The sequence below is a fragment of the uncultured Polaribacter sp. genome, from assembly GCF_947501385.1.
Taxonomy (GTDB): Bacteria; Bacteroidota; Bacteroidia; order Flavobacteriales; family Flavobacteriaceae; genus Polaribacter.
This window is the reverse complement of sequence record NZ_CANMVP010000004.1, coordinates 15,314-30,205: the sequence shown is the minus strand read 5'-3', so window position 1 is coordinate 30,205 and position 14,892 is coordinate 15,314. Positions and strand designations below refer to the sequence as shown.

General features: G+C 31.2%; 10 protein-coding genes. 3 read left to right on the top strand and 7 right to left on the bottom strand.

Translation table 11 applies throughout. The features are described 5' to 3' along the window. Positions 1–481: 481 nt before the first annotated feature. The 5 genes from Q0998_RS03640 to porU all read right to left on the bottom strand — a co-directional run bounded on the left by Q0998_RS03640 (position 482) and on the right by porU (position 7,205). Positions 482–1,546 (bottom strand): 3-oxoacyl-ACP synthase III family protein, encoded by a 1,065-nt coding sequence (locus tag Q0998_RS03640; RefSeq protein WP_299666709.1) that lies wholly within the window; start codon positions 1,544–1,546, stop codon positions 482–484. Positions 1,547–1,671: 125 nt separating this feature from the next. Next, entirely contained in the window at positions 1,672–2,052 is a 381-nt protein-coding gene (locus Q0998_RS03635; RefSeq protein ID WP_299666394.1) for a group III truncated hemoglobin, read from the bottom strand. Positions 2,053–2,100: 48 nt separating this feature from the next. Continuing rightward, positions 2,101–2,583 (bottom strand): cytidine deaminase, encoded by a 483-nt coding sequence (gene cdd, locus Q0998_RS03630; protein WP_299666392.1) that lies wholly within the window; start codon positions 2,581–2,583, stop codon positions 2,101–2,103. 77 nt (positions 2,584–2,660) lie between these two features. Beyond that, positions 2,661–3,770: a type IX secretion system outer membrane channel protein PorV gene (gene porV, locus Q0998_RS03625; RefSeq protein ID WP_299666389.1), complete on the bottom strand. Its 1,110-nt coding sequence runs from the start codon at positions 3,768–3,770 to the stop codon at positions 2,661–2,663. A gap of 39 nt (positions 3,771–3,809) precedes the next feature. Further along, the gene (porU, locus tag Q0998_RS03620; protein ID WP_299666385.1) at positions 3,810–7,205 is read right to left on the bottom strand and encodes a type IX secretion system sortase PorU; all 3,396 of its coding nucleotides are present in this window, start codon (positions 7,203–7,205) and stop codon (positions 3,810–3,812) included. Between the two features lie 202 nt (positions 7,206–7,407). Between porU and gldJ the strand changes: the two genes are divergently transcribed. Both gldJ and murF read left to right on the top strand, forming a co-directional pair. Continuing rightward, complete coding sequence (gldJ, locus tag Q0998_RS03615) at positions 7,408–9,069, top strand: gliding motility lipoprotein GldJ (protein ID WP_299666383.1); 1,662 nt, start codon at positions 7,408–7,410, stop codon at positions 9,067–9,069. 65 nt (positions 9,070–9,134) lie between these two features. Continuing rightward, positions 9,135–10,391, top strand: coding sequence for a UDP-N-acetylmuramoyl-tripeptide--D-alanyl-D-alanine ligase (gene murF, locus Q0998_RS03610; RefSeq protein ID WP_299666381.1), 1,257 nt, complete (start codon positions 9,135–9,137; stop codon positions 10,389–10,391). Here murF and Q0998_RS03605 read toward each other — a convergent pair. Continuing rightward, positions 10,381–11,235: an N-acetylglucosamine kinase gene (locus tag Q0998_RS03605; protein WP_299666379.1), complete on the bottom strand. Its 855-nt coding sequence runs from the start codon at positions 11,233–11,235 to the stop codon at positions 10,381–10,383. The two genes, murF and Q0998_RS03605, sit on opposite strands and share 11 nt — an antisense overlap. Before the next feature lie 122 nt (positions 11,236–11,357). Between Q0998_RS03605 and Q0998_RS03600 the strand changes: the two genes are divergently transcribed. Beyond that, positions 11,358–12,098, top strand: coding sequence for a CpsB/CapC family capsule biosynthesis tyrosine phosphatase (locus Q0998_RS03600; RefSeq protein ID WP_299666377.1), 741 nt, complete (start codon positions 11,358–11,360; stop codon positions 12,096–12,098). A gap of 418 nt (positions 12,099–12,516) precedes the next feature. Here Q0998_RS03600 and Q0998_RS03595 read toward each other — a convergent pair whose 3' ends face one another. After that, positions 12,517–14,892, bottom strand: a complete 2,376-nt coding sequence (locus Q0998_RS03595; RefSeq protein WP_299666375.1) for a polysaccharide biosynthesis tyrosine autokinase — start codon at positions 14,890–14,892, stop codon at positions 12,517–12,519.

The window sequence follows — 14,892 nt, the reverse complement described above, 5'->3', positions numbered from 1 at the left end:
TAGAACCAAGACTTTTATTTTAACTAACTGATAATCAATTTTACAGCAAATTTATCATTTTTGAAAGTTTATAAATTTCTACTTGTTGCTAAAGCAAGGTATACCTATTAAAAAGATCTTTTGGTCTATGCCTTGTTTATCATTCGGGTTCTTTTACAATTTTTTTTCGGACACCATTGATTTTGAAACTAAAAAACTTCGACAAGCTACCATTGACGTAGCTTGTAAATTGCTGTTTTACAAATTATTAATATATGTCTGGTCGAGCGCAGTCGAGACCTCATTAAAACCTCTCGATAGCTTCGCTAGGTACTCTCAATGAAAATGTCTTTTCATTTCAGTAATACTCGAGGAGACATTAAGTCATTCCAATCGTTTGATAAAATTTTTTCTCGGGTCTCAACTTGACATTCTTCTTTTTTGAACTAAGATCAGCTAGTAAAAAGATGATTTCTTAAAATTACATCTTTTCTCTTAAAAACTAAAAACGATATACAACCGCATTGATGTTCATTCCTGCACCCACAGAAGCTAGAATAGCAACATCTCCTTTTTTTACTTCTTGATTTTTTATATTTCCTTTTAAAACCAAATCTAATAAGGTAGGTACCGTGGCAACAGAGCTATTTCCTAATTCATGAATACTCATGGGCATAATGCCTTCTGGAGTTTGCATTTTATACAATCTGTAGAATCTTTTAACAATAGCTTCATCCATTTTTTCATTGGCTTGATGAATGAATATTTTCTTCACCTCTGTGATGTCAATTCCGCTTTTGTCTAAAGCGGCTTTCATTGCTGCGGGAACATGTGTAATAGCAAATTCATAAATTTTTCTACCGTACATTTTAATATACCGTACATTATCATCTTCATTTTTATTAAACGATTTTCCGAAATGTAAGAAATAAGCTTCTTCTTTTGCAAAGGTTTGACTTGCATGACTAATAATTCCCGAATCTTGTTCTTGTGTTTCTTCAACAATACAAGCACCTGCACCATCACTATAAATCATAGAATCTCTATCGTGTTTATCAATCACTCTAGACAAGGTTTCTGCGCCAATTATTAGGCATTTTTTTGCAATTCCTGCTTGTATAAAAGCTTGTGCTTGTATAACCCCTTGCAACCAACCTGGGCAACCAAAAAGAACATCATACGCCACACAATTCGGGTTCGAAATACCCAATCTATATTTAACTCTTGTGGCGATACTTGGTACCATATCACTTTGAACAGAACCTGCTTCAATATCACCATAATTATGCGCTACAATTATATAATCTAACGCTTCTGGGTTTAAATTTGCATCTTTTATTGCTTTTTCCGCAGCAAAAAAAGCAATATCAGAGGTTTTATATTTAGGGCTTACATACCGTCTTTCTGCAATACCTGTGATGTCTTTAAATTTATCGATGATTACATCATTTTTAGATGAAAAAGTACTACCATCTTCATTTAAGAAAAGATTTTCTAAAAAGGCTTTATTCTCTTTTTTTATTGATGGAATAAAACTTCCTGTTCCAGTGATTTTTGATGAAATCATAAATGTACGTTCTTTATTCATTGATGTATTTTCCGAAAGTTACTAAATGTTTGCATTTGTGAAATCTATTTTTATTCTCAAAAAATGATATTCAAAAATGATTTTTATTGAATTGAAGTGTCTTTTTAAGAGTATAAATTCATTTTTAGTTGCATAAAAGTCGCTATTGAGGTTGCGCTGTTTTTCATTCTTTCAGAAATTTCTCCTTCAAAAAAGGCATCAATCGTTTTAAAAAAATACGATGTCCAAATTGAAAAATGTGCTCTCTTAAACTTTATAAAAGTATTTTTATCTAAATGCTTTTGCATGGTGTTATTTTTATAAGTAGTTGTGTCAAATAAAATATCATTCCAAAAATCTGAAATCATATCGAGATGTGATGCTAGATGATTTTGTAAAACAATTTCTTCGAAAAACGGAATCATCTCTTGATCATCCAACAATTTATCGTAAAATTTTGTGATGATCAGTTTGATGTCTTTTCTGGAAGAAATATCTGGTTTCATAATTGTTTTAAATTTCAGTAATGCTCGCGAAGACATTATTAAAACTACCTATAAATAAGAACTATCAAAAGAAAAAGGCAATAAAGAAAGTAATGAGGCTGTTTTTACAACTTCACCAACTTCACCCATAAAAATAACTTCGAAAGGTTCTTTTTGATTGATCTCAAATTCAGACAATGTTTGCCTGCACGCGCCACAAGGACCTACTGGTTTGTCTACTTTAGAAATTGTTGAACTTGCTGTAATGACCAGTTTTTTTATTTTCTCTCCAGGAAACTCAGAGCCCGCTTTCCAAATGGCCACTCTTTCTGCACACATACCTGAAGGATACGCTGCATTTTCTTGATTGCTTCCTAAAACTATTTCTCCGTTTTCTAACAACAATGCTGCGCCAACGCTAAATTTAGAATAAGGTGCGTAGGCTTTTTTTCTAGCTTCAACAGCTTTATTCATTAACATTTGATCTTCTGAAGATAATTCTGAAACATCATTAAAAAGGGTTGCAGTAGCAGATACTTTTATTTCTTTCATAATTTAGGCGGTCAAAAAAAGCAGTCCAAACGACTGCTTTCAATAGTGTGCTAAAATTACTAAAAAAAAAGCAGCTTTTAGTAGTCTTCAAAAATTTCACCCAAATCAAATGATAAAGAAAAACGCAACGAATTTTCTAATGGATTGTTTACATCTGAAGCGTTGATTAAATAAGATAAATCTATATTTAAAGCGTTGGTTCTAAAACCACCACCTAAAGTAAAATATTGCCTGTTTCCTTTGTCTTCATTTTCATGAAAATACCCTGCTCTTAAAGCAAATGCATTATTGTACAAGTATTCTGCACCTAAAGCATAGGTAAATTCTTTTATTTCTTCGCTAAAACCTCCTGGAGCGTCTCCAAAAGAGCTAAACATCCCTTCTACCCAACCTTGGTCTTGCTCAGAACCATCTTCTTGCGGAGAAGGAACTAAAAGTTTTGTAAATTCTACGGTTGTAGAAATGGTATTGTAATCGTCTAAAATAAAATCGAATCCACCACCTAATTTTAAATTTGTTGGAATAAAATCTTCTTCACCTGGCGTATAAGAAACTTTAGGCCCAATGTTGGCAATATTAAAACCCAATCGATAACGTCCGTTAAAATTGCCATAATTTTCTTCTAAAGATTGATAAAAACCAGATACATCTACACCAAAAGAATTTATAGGTTGTAGAGAATTCCCTTCTGTTCCGTTAAAAGCTAAATTAGAACGAATATATTTTAAAGAAACTCCCATTGCAAAAGTTTCGCTTAGCTTTAAAGAGTAAGTACCTGTTGCTACCAATTCATTTGGGTTTATCGAGCCATTCGGCGTTCCGTCATTCGTTGTTAAATCAATCTGACCTAAAGAAAAATACCTGAATTCAGCTCCCCAAGCTGCATTTTCACTAAATCTATTGATATAAGAACCACTTCCTATAAAAATATCATCTGTTAAATTACGTAACCAAGGTGAATAGGTAATTCCTGTTTTAATCTGTCGATTACTAAATGCAATTTTTGCAGGATTGTGAAACAGAGAAAAAGCATCTGCAGATGTTGCCACACCAATATCTCCCATTCCTCCTGCTCTTGCATCTGGCACAATTAATAAAAATGGTGCTGCAGTAGTAATAGCATTTTGTTGCGCCTGTAATTTACCAGCTGAAACTATCAATATTAAAACGTAAAGTATTTTTCTCATGTTTATTATTCTCTATTATGTGATACAAATATCTGCTTTTTATTGAAGTATTACTAATTTTTCATACTTCTCTGAAACCAAATTACTTATGGTTGATTTTACTCTTAGTTTATAGACATAGACCCCTTTTCCAATTCTATTGCCAAAATCATCTAAACCGTTCCAAGTGATGCTTCTTGCCAAATTACCTACTGTCTGCACATTTCGATTGATGGTTTTTACCAATTTACCTGAAACCGTAAAAACCTGAACTTGAACCTCTAAAGGCTCATTTGGTTTGTTATGATTGAACCAAAATTCTGTATAATTTACAAATGGATTTGGATAATTTAAAACATTTTCTAAATTTAAGATAGTGTCACTTACAACCACGAAATTTAACGTTGTCTCAGATGAATTATTGTAAGTATCCCAAACTTTTATTTTTAAAGTATGAGGACCTACTTCTAAATTTCTTAATCTATACGTTACTTTTCCTTTTGTAAAATCATTTAATTCTGTTTGATAAAAATCGTTTAATACAATTGGGTTTGAAGTATCTCCGTCTAAAATTCCAATAATATCATGATCTACAGCAGTTATGGAAGTATTAATTCCGCTTATATCAGAAAGTACTGCAATTAAATTGGGCGAAGCATTTGTATTTCCACCATCAATAAAAGATTCGTCATTCATAAATAACTGTACTTCAGGACCAACAGTGTCTTCTGGTGCATTTTCATCGATACCGCCAACCACAATATCAAAATTAAAACCTGCTTTTTCGGCTTCTCCGTTTTCAGCATAAAAACTTAGCTTTCCTTTTCCGTAGGCTATTTTTATATCTTTGGGAACAATAAAATCGAATTTAAAAACACCATTTTCAACTGTAGATTTCCCTCTAAAAAGTTTACTATCTTGCGTGTCAAAAATCATTTGTATCCCAAAATTATCGTTATCTAAAGTTGTTTTATTTAAAGGTTTGTCAAAAACAGTTGTGGATAATGTTCCATTAAAATTATTTAAAACTGCATTCGAATTGTCTACAATGGTGCCTTCAAAACTTACTTTAGACAGTGCTTTTAATGTATCTGTAGGTTGAGAAATGTCTTTACCATTCATTTTGGTGATTCTAACATTAGGCTCTGGAACGGCTAATTTCATTGCAGGATCTCCAAAAGAATACACAAAGAATTTCTGTGCATTAGAGAAATTATTTTTAGCGGTCATTAAAGATGCTGCAATCGATAAATCTTCATTATTAAACTCTAACAAAAGTCGTATTAAACTTTCATTAAAACGTTGTCCAACAGAAATAAAAACCTCTCTTGTAGTGGTAATCATACTTGCTGCACCACCTGTTTTGTTCCATAAGGTTAGTTCGCCTGCAGTGATTCTATTTGGGTTGTCGAACCTAGAAAAATCACAGGTTACTGTAATTAGTAATGGCAATGTATTTGGGTTGTTGAATTCCTGAATTTGTGGTTTTTCTAAAATACGTTCAGCGGCAAAACCATCTTCTCCTCCATGCCCAAAATAATCAAAAACCAATGTTCCCTTCTCGATCGCATTTGTTATTGCCTTTTTCACTTCAGGATACCGTTCTCCACCAGAAGAATTTTCTTGCACGTAAGCATCTGCATAAATTTTATCAACATTAAAAATTGGCTTGTTATTTTTTATTTCATCTGCAATAGATTCAACTCCTTGTTGAATAACAATATCGCTTGTTGCATCGATATCATCTGCTAATAAAGTAATGGTGTTTCGCCAATCTCCAATAGAACTCTTACTGTAATAGGTTAGTATCTTATCAACCACATCCTTTGCTTGAGAAATTCCCGTAACAGGAATTCTGCTCGAAACAACATCTAAGGTATGAGACGTTATCATGGTACCTTCATTATCATCTAACATCACAAAAAAATCATCTGTAACATAAGAGTTTGCCAAATTGAAGCTTGTCTCAGACAATTTTACAGGAACGATATTGTTGTTTGATGAGATTCGATCTTTATAGTCATAAGAAGCATCGCCAAAGAAACAAACATACTTTAGTTTTTTATCTGCTGAAGAATTCGTTTCATAAACATGTTTTATAAAATCTCTTAGACCCGTAATGTCCTTAGAACCAGAAGAAAACTCATTATAAATTTCATCTAAAACTACCACTTTGGTAGTCAAATTAGAATTTGCCTGATGATAGTCTGCCAATCTTTGTGCTTGTGAGACCAATTCTGAACTAGTAACTACCAAATAATTAATGTCTTTTAAATTGTGTAAATTCTGATTGACAACTTTTGAATTCTCTATGGTTTCTGGAATGTAATAATCAGCTTGATTTAAAACAACATATTCCTTTAAAATACCTCCATTATCTTTGAATGAAAAATTTGTACCCGTAGCTTGATTTATGATTATTTTGGGAGATAAAAAATCTGAAACATCCCAAACTTGAAAAATGTTATTTGCATTTTGTATTTGATATTCTACAGTGCCAGCACTATCAAATTGGGCAAAACTTCTAAATGAAAATTGTTTTCCGTCTGCTAATAATTGCTTTTTACCCACAATTTCTATAAAATCTAAATAGGCATTTGCTGAAGGGTTCCCGTTATTATTATAGGTTATTTCAATAGTAATAGCTTCCGAAGAATTATTTATTGAAGCAGTTCTTTCTGAAGTACTTGCTTTGGTTAAAGAACCAGAATTTACTGCCAAATAAGAAATATCATACAAATTTTCATTATTTGCTTGAACGCTCATTATAGATGAAACTACAGAATCACTTACACCTCTTGTTCTGATTGAGATATTTTGATTGGGCAATGCATTGGGAAATGGTATGGTAAAACTTTGTGTATTTTCTACATTAAAATTATCATTAAAAAACCATTGTGTACCAACTGCTAATAAATTCAATTCTTCTTTTTCAAAAAATGTATAATCATCAAAAGATGTTATTTGAGTAACTGTTGAATTGGTGTTTTCTGCTTTTTGGGAAATTCTTTTTCCATTAGTACTTCCAACAGTAATAAAATAATATGCCTTGTCTGAATAAATATTTTGCCGGTGTCTTGCTGTTTTATTATTGGTATCTACAGTCCAATCATGAGGCCCTTTTGCATAAAAAAGAATAAAATCGTCCTCATTAAAAACTTCGTCATTTTCTCCTTCAATATAAATTGCATTTTCTTGGAGATCTTCATTTCTAAAATCGCTATTTAAAACAGGCAATAGAGAACCTCCATTACCGAAGATTTGAATATGTTTAGGATTCAATCCATTTGTTGAAATACCAATTCTTTGCAAGAGGTTTTTATCAATCTTAAAAACACCCGTAGTGTCCACTGAAAATTTAAACCAATCTCCAGAAGCCAGTACAGAAGTATCAATCTGCGCGGTTGCAAATTGAGTGATACATATCGTTAAAATGATTAAAAAAAATCTTTTCATAAATACTATTCCAATAACGCAAAACATCCGAAGATATTTTAGCAAGTACAAATATAAGTTATACTAAATTCAAAATGCTTTCGTTTAATAAAATGTATGCAAAAAGTAGATGCGTTAAATTTTATATTTTTCTTGCTCTAAATGATATTTATTGTAAATTGCATCAGTTAATAAAAAACCCTTAATAATTTTCTATTCGAAAATGAAATATATATATAAAATCACTCTAGTTGTCTTCACAACACTACTTTTAGCGAATTGTAACAAATCTACTTCAGGTAAATCTAGATTAACAGGCTTGTCTTTTAATGATCCCAAAAACGGAAATTATATAAGAAATAGTTCTTTTGATGGGCAAGATGCACCACTTGGAATGGTTTCTATTGAAGGCGGCTCTTTTACAATGGGACAGGTTCAAGATGACGTAATGTTCGATTGGAACACAACACCTAAAAAGATTCATGTTCGTTCGTTTTTTATGGACGAAGCAGAAGTTACCAACTCAGAATACTTTTTATATGTACAATATATGAAAGATGTATTTTCTCCTTCTGAAGAAAAATACAGACATATATATAGTTCCGTATTGCCAGATACGCTTGTTTGGAGAAAGAGTTTAGGAAATACAGATATTTTAACTGAAAACTATTTTCGTCACCCAGCTTATGCAGATTATCCTGTTGTTGGCGTAACTTGGTTGCAAGCAAACGAATATTGTAAATGGAGAACAAATGCTGTTAACTTAAAAAAATTAATAGACAAAGGTCATATTGAAAACATTTTCGAAAACGATTCTATTCGGAACTTTTTTGATACAGATGTATTTTTAGTAGATGATTCTAAGCTTTTTGAAGGCGATACAACGATTTATAAAAGAGGTGTTAGAACAAGAAATTCGAGATCTAATGCAGGTGCTTTTGAAGGAAGAAAAATCACACAAGCAGATGGTGTTCTTCAACAAAGATTTAGATTGCCAACAGAAGCTGAATGGGAATTTGCCGCAAAAGCAATTGTAGAAAATAGAGAATACAACAATATTAGAGGTAGAAAAAAATATGCTTGGAATGGTAAATACACAAGAGCAAAATCTAAAAGATTTAGAGGAGATCAATTAGCGAACTTTAAACAAGGTAAAGGACAGTATAGTGGTTTACCAGGTTGGAGTTCTGATGGTTCTGACATTCCTATTAGAATAAAATCATATCCACCAAATGCGTTTGGCCTGTATGATATGTCTGGAAATGTAGCCGAATGGGTTGCCGATGTCTACAGACCGATAATAGACAATGAAGCAAATGACTTTAATTATTTTAGAGGTAATTTATTTACCAAAAAGTTTATTAATCAAGAAGGTAAGGTTGTTATTATTGGTGATGAAGCCGCTGTAGAATACGACACATTACCAAATGGAACTATCATACCAAGACAATTACCAGGAACCATTAAATATGTACCAATTACAAGAGATGATGCTACCTTTAGAACCAATTTCTCTAAAGCAGACAATGCAAATATTGGTGATGGTGATTTAAATTCTACTCGTTTTTATCAAGATGATGAAGATCGGTTTGCGTCTAGACCAAGTATGTACAACTCACCAAAAAGACCTTCGAGAGTTAGAGATTCTATCACTGGAAGAGATGTATTAACCAATGATTCAAAAATGCGTAGAACTTTAATAAGTGATCAAACGAGAGTGTACAAAGGTGGCTCTTGGGCTGATAGAGAATATTGGTTAGATCCTGCTCAGAGAAGATACTTGCCAGAATATATGGCGACCAACTTTATTGGTTTTAGATGTGTATCCGACCAATTAGGTCCCATGAGTTATAAAAAAAGAAAAGCTAGGCACCCAAGTAGATAGTTTTTTGTTAAAAAATATGCAGCCTCATTGTAACTTTACAATGAGGTTTTTTTTATATTTAAAAAATGGAAATAAAAGAGATATACAGTCTTTACAAAAAGCATTATTTGGTAGATACTGATACTAGAAACATCAGGAAAAATACGTTGTTTTTTGCTTTAAAAGGCGATCATTTTAATGGCAATCAATTTGCTGAAGAAGCACTTAAAAACGGTGCTAGTTTCTCTATAGTTGATGAAGCAAAATTTAAAACAAATGAGCATATTATTTTAGTTGATGATGTTTTAAAAACGTTGCAAAAGTTAGCAAACTATCACAGAACTCAATTAAAAATTACTATCATTGCTTTAACAGGTAGTAATGGAAAAACGACAACTAAAGAATTAATCAACACTGTACTTTCAAAAAAATATACAACAACTGCTACAAAAGGAAATTTAAACAATCATATTGGTGTCCCGTTAACATTGCTTTCTATGACTCCAAAAACAGAAATTGGCATTGTAGAAATGGGTGCCAACCATCAAAAAGAAATTGCTTTTTTATGTGATATTGCACTTCCAGATTTTGGTTATATCACGAATTTTGGTAAGGCTCATTTAGAGGGTTTTGGAGGTATTGAAGGTGTTATTAAAGGGAAGAGCGAAATGTATGACCATTTGATTGCCCATGATAAAACAATTTTCGTAAATCCTAATGATAAAATTCAGGTTGAAAAAACCAAAAATTGTAAAACCGTTTATTTTCCTGAAAACATTCAATTTTTAGTAGCTAACCCTTTTGTAAAATTGTCCTTTGAAGCTTTAGAAATACAGAGTAATTTGGTGGGAGATTATAATTATACAAATATTGCTATAGCGATTACTATTGGAAAATATTTTGACATCAGTGAGTTAGAGATTAAAAATGCCATTGAACAGTATATTCCATCGAACAATCGTTCACAAATCATTGAAACAGCAAAAAATCATATTATTTTAGATGCCTACAACGCAAATCCTTCTAGTATGAAGGTTGCTTTGGAAAATTTTTCTAGAATGGATAATACATATAAAACTGTCTTTTTAGGAGATATGTTTGAATTAGGCGATGATAGCTCTAAAGAACATCAGGAAATTGTAGATTTAACAGATGGTTTTTCTTTTTCAAATACCTTTTATATTGGCGAGCATTTTTTTAAAACTAAAACAAAAAATCACCAATTTAAAAACTTAGATGAATTGAAAAATTTCATCAATAAAAATCCTCTAGAGGATCAATCGATTTTAATTAAAGGATCTAGAGGCATGAAATTAGAAAGAATTCTTGATTTTATAGGTTGATATTATTTTTATGATATTCCAATAAATTATCTATGGGTCTTTGAATAACATCGGTTATTTGCAAATCATTTTTGTTTGCGACCTTTTCTAAAATATCTCTAAAATAATGAGCTATAGAACCAATAAAGTAAACGGGTGTTTCACTACTAATATGATAAGGTAAAACGCGGTATTTAAAAAATTCTTGAAATCCTTTTTTAATGAGTCTTTTAATATATTTCTCATCTTTAAAGTCGAACATAAATTTAGCAAAAGAGGCTAAATACATATTCGGATTTACTTCTTTATAAATATTTCTTTTAATATAATCTGGATCTAAATTGAATTCCTTTTTAAATTCTAAGGCAATACTTTTTGGCATTTTATTATAGAAATAATCTACAATTAGTTTTTTTCCAAAATAATTACCACTGGCTTCATCCATTAAAATATAGCCTAATGAAGGCACTAACATTTGCATATTTGTTCCATCAAAATAACAACTGTTAGATCCTGTTCCTAAAATACAAACCATCGCCGGTTCTTTACCAGTAGCAGCATAGACAGCGGCTAACATGTCTTCAGAAACGAGCACTTTGGCATTTATAAATATTGTTTCTAATATATTTTTTAAAATTGCCGCTGGTTTTGGAGTTCCACAACCAGCTCCGTAAAAATGGATTTCAGAAACATCATCTTTGATATTAATAAGTTGAAACATATTAATAATTCGATTTGTCAACTCTTCTTCAGCTACCACAGCAGGATTCAACCCAAGAGTTCTCACTCTAAATTCTTCTTTCTGTTCGTTATTGATAGCAATCCAATCTGCTTTTGTAGAACCTCCGTCAGCAATTAAAATCATAATTTCTATTTTAATCAAATATATGATATCTTATAATAATGAGCAATGGTGAACAAAATTTCAATCGTTTTCGTTCAATAAAATAATTATAAAAGTCGTAAATTTGTATAAATTTAATTTTCATGTTTTTTTTTAAGAAAAAAGAAATTCCCCTAACCGAATTTTTCCCGCAAGGATTTGTTGATATACACTCTCACTTATTGCCAGGAATTGATGATGGTGCTAAAAATATAGAAAACTCAATCGCACTTATTTCGAAAATGCATTCTTACGGAATTAAGAACTTTATAACGACACCTCACGTTTTAGGAGATGTATATCCGAATTCATCTGAAACAATAAAAACGAAGTTGAATGAAGTTCAAAAAATATTAAAAGAAAAAGGACTTGATGACATCAACATAAATGCTGCTGCAGAATATATGATGGATGAACAATTCTCTAAGAGATTAGAAAACAATGATCTTTTGACCTTAAAAGACAACTATATCTTAGTTGAAATGTCTTATTTTAATGCTCCAATAAATTTGTATGAAATATTATTTGAAATCCAACTGAAAGGCTATAAACCTGTTTTAGCACACCCTGAAAGATATAATTTCTATCATAATGATTTTGATAACTATTATAAACTAAAAAAAGCGGGCTGTTTGTTTCAACTCAATTTATTATCCTTGACTGAACAATATGGGAAAAACGTTCAAAATATAAGCAATGACTTATTAAAAAAAGATTTATATGATTTTGTGGGTACTGATACGCATCATAATCATCATTTAGAACTCTTAAAAAAAATTGGAACTGAGAAAATTCAGAAAAAAATTCAGAAGCTTTTAAAGAGTAATATTACAATATTTAATTAAAAAAAAAGGCTATCTGAAAGGTTTATTTAATTTTTTATCTCCTTGAGCATTACTGAGATCAATAATTTTTTTTGATTGAAAGTAGCGAACGAGGTTCACAAAATACTACTGATTATCAGAAATTTATATTAGTTCTCGACTGCGCTACCATTGACGTAGCTTGTAAATTGCTGTTTTACAAATTACTAATATATGTCTGATCGAGCGCAGTCGAGACCTCATTAAAACCTCTCGACTGCGCTCGAGGAGACATTACGTCATTCTAATCGTTTGATAAAAATTTTTCTCGGGTCTCGAACAGACATGCTAACAAGCATTTGTCTTTCGTCATTATAACCGCTTGATAATTTTTTTCCAAAGGTCTCGAACAGACATAAGTTCCTTTTCAGACAGCCTCTTTTTTTAAACTTATCATTTTCTAACTTTTAGAAAATATTCTCTTATACCAAGGCTTATTTTCTTGAGCTAAATAACCGTACCCATAGCCTCCGTAACCGTAGCCATAGCTTCTCTTGGGGTCTGTGTCATTTAGAACAATAGACATGTTTGGTAGTCTTTTATTTCTATATAATTCTTCAGGAACCGCTAATAATCTTTTGTCTAAATAATTTGCTCTTACCACATATAAAAACATATCTGCATATTTAGCAATTAGCAATGTGTCTGTTACCAAATTTACTGGTGCCGTATCTACAATTATATAATCATAATAGTAATAATTTTTCACCTCATCAAAAAGGTTTTCAACACTTTTACTCACTAGAAGTTCAGCCGGATTGGGTGGAATTGCACCAGAAGATATGATATCTAAACCTTCCGCTTCAGGAATGTTAAATTTAATATCGTCTAAAGTTAAGTTTTTGTTGGTTATATAGTTTGTAATACCCTTTTTACTTTCAATTCCCAAATACTCTGTAACTTTTGGAGCTCTTAAGTCCATTCCCATTAATAAAACCCTTTTACCAGAAAGCGCTAAGGTTGCTGCTAGATTTATCGATATAAAAGATTTTCCTTCACCACTTGTCGTTGAAGTGATAAAAATAAATTTACTCGTCTTTGTGTTGTTCGCTAGCATAAAATCTAGGTTGGTTCTAATCAATCTAAAAGCTTCAGATCCACTAGACCTTTCATCGTGACCGACAATAATTTTTTCTTTCGTTTCAGATTTTGGAATATCTCCTAAATAGGGTACAGTTAGATTATTTTCGATGTCTTTCTTATTATGAATTTTTGTATCTAGTAGATTTACAATGTAAATAATAACAAAAGGAACTAAAAGCCCAATTAATAAAGCGGCTAAATAAATAATTTTTCTTTTGGGAGAGACAGGAATTGCTGTGCTGTATGCCACATCAATAATTTTAGCATTAGCAACTGTTACAGCTAAAGAAATAGCAGTTTCTTCTTTTTTCTTAAGTAAGTAAGAATATAGTGTTGAAATGATTTCTTGCTGTCTTGCTATCTCAATAAACCCTCTCTCCAATTCGGGAATTGAAGATACTTTATTATTTACTACAAAAGCAGCATTTTGCAGTGTTTTTAGTTCTGAGTTTAGAGAAGCTATCAAATTACGGATACTTCTTTTAAGATTTGATTTTAGGGTTTCAATTTCTGAAAGATATTGAATTAAAAGTGGGTTTTTATTTCCAGCATTGATGCTTAATCTATTTTTTGCTAAAACTAATTCGTTGTATTTTTCTATGGAATTGCCAATACTAGCATCTGAAAAGCCTAAATTTTGCGGTAGCGTTTCATTTTCTAAGATATCTCTGTCTAAACTCTGAAAAATCCCTTTTGCTAAGGTTAATTCTGTTTTTACTTTTACGAGTTTCTCTGTATTTTTTGAAGCATTTTCCAACGCTAATTCTCCCTCAATAGAAAGCCCTGTAATATTATTCGTATTTTTATAATCTTTAACCTCATCTTCAATAGAGGCTAAGTCGATGTATATATTTTTCAACCTTTCATCAATAAATTCTTTTGTTTTTTTAGAAACTTCACTTTTATCGTTAACCGCATCAATATTATATTGTCTAATTAATTCATCCAAAAAATCTTCTGCTTTGGCTCGAACGGGATCATTGATAGATAAAGTTAAAACACTAGAATTTTTATTAACAGGACTAATATTAAGCTTATTTTTATAGCTGTCTATTACTTTCGATTTCCTATTTAGAACTATAAAAATATCTTGATCAAAATCATTTAATTTTTCAATTTTAAAATCACCAAACTTAGCATTTATAATTTCATCAAAATTATGAGTAGCAACAATTTCCTTTTCAAGATTTTTAATATCATATTGAAGAGCGTTTTTTTGTGATATTGCAATAGTAGTATCTTTTAAGAAAAAAGTAGAATCTTTAGCAATTAAATCAAAATAGACCGGATTACCATAACCATAAATCTCTGAATTAACCACTCTTCCTTCTATGATATAAGTAATATCCAAATTTAAAGAATCAACAACCTGACCAATAATTTTTCTAGACTTGATAATTTCAATTTCATTATCTGTGTTGTTACTAGAACCCCCACCAATAATGCCTAAATCTTTAAAAGTTTCCAACTCTTTAGAAATACCTGATTTTTGATTGTCTTTAATTAGGATTGTTGCGGTGGCATTATATTGAGGTGTTGTATATCTCAGATATAAAAAAGCAACAACAAGTGCTAAAAGAAGCCCCACTATAAACCATTTCCAATGTAATAGATATTTTTCTAATTCCTCTCTAATATTTAAGGTTTCATTCTCTTCTAATTGAGCATCTAAAAAAGTATTATTTTTTTGCAT

What these genes read in the sequence shown, in the direction of transcription:
- Q0998_RS03640 (WP_299666709.1), bottom strand. Translation starts at nt 1,546, where the DNA reads ATGATTTCATCAAAAATCACTGGAACAGGAAGTTTTATTCCATCAATA.
- Q0998_RS03635 (WP_299666394.1), bottom strand. Translation starts at nt 2,052, where the DNA reads ATGAAACCAGATATTTCTTCCAGAAAAGACATCAAACTGATCATCACA.
- cdd (WP_299666392.1), bottom strand. Translation starts at nt 2,583, where the DNA reads ATGAAAGAAATAAAAGTATCTGCTACTGCAACCCTTTTTAATGATGTT.
- porV (WP_299666389.1), bottom strand. Translation starts at nt 3,770, where the DNA reads ATGAGAAAAATACTTTACGTTTTAATATTGATAGTTTCAGCTGGTAAA.
- porU (WP_299666385.1), bottom strand. Translation starts at nt 7,205, where the DNA reads ATGAAAAGATTTTTTTTAATCATTTTAACGATATGTATCACTCAATTT.
- gldJ (WP_299666383.1), top strand. Translation starts at nt 7,408, where the DNA reads ATGAAATATATATATAAAATCACTCTAGTTGTCTTCACAACACTACTT.
- murF (WP_299666381.1), top strand. Translation starts at nt 9,135, where the DNA reads ATGGAAATAAAAGAGATATACAGTCTTTACAAAAAGCATTATTTGGTA.
- Q0998_RS03605 (WP_299666379.1), bottom strand. Translation starts at nt 11,235, where the DNA reads ATGATTTTAATTGCTGACGGAGGTTCTACAAAAGCAGATTGGATTGCT.
- Q0998_RS03600 (WP_299666377.1), top strand. Translation starts at nt 11,358, where the DNA reads ATGTTTTTTTTTAAGAAAAAAGAAATTCCCCTAACCGAATTTTTCCCG.
- Q0998_RS03595 (WP_299666375.1), bottom strand. Translation starts at nt 14,892, where the DNA reads ATGCAAAAAAATAATACTTTTTTAGATGCTCAATTAGAAGAGAATGAA.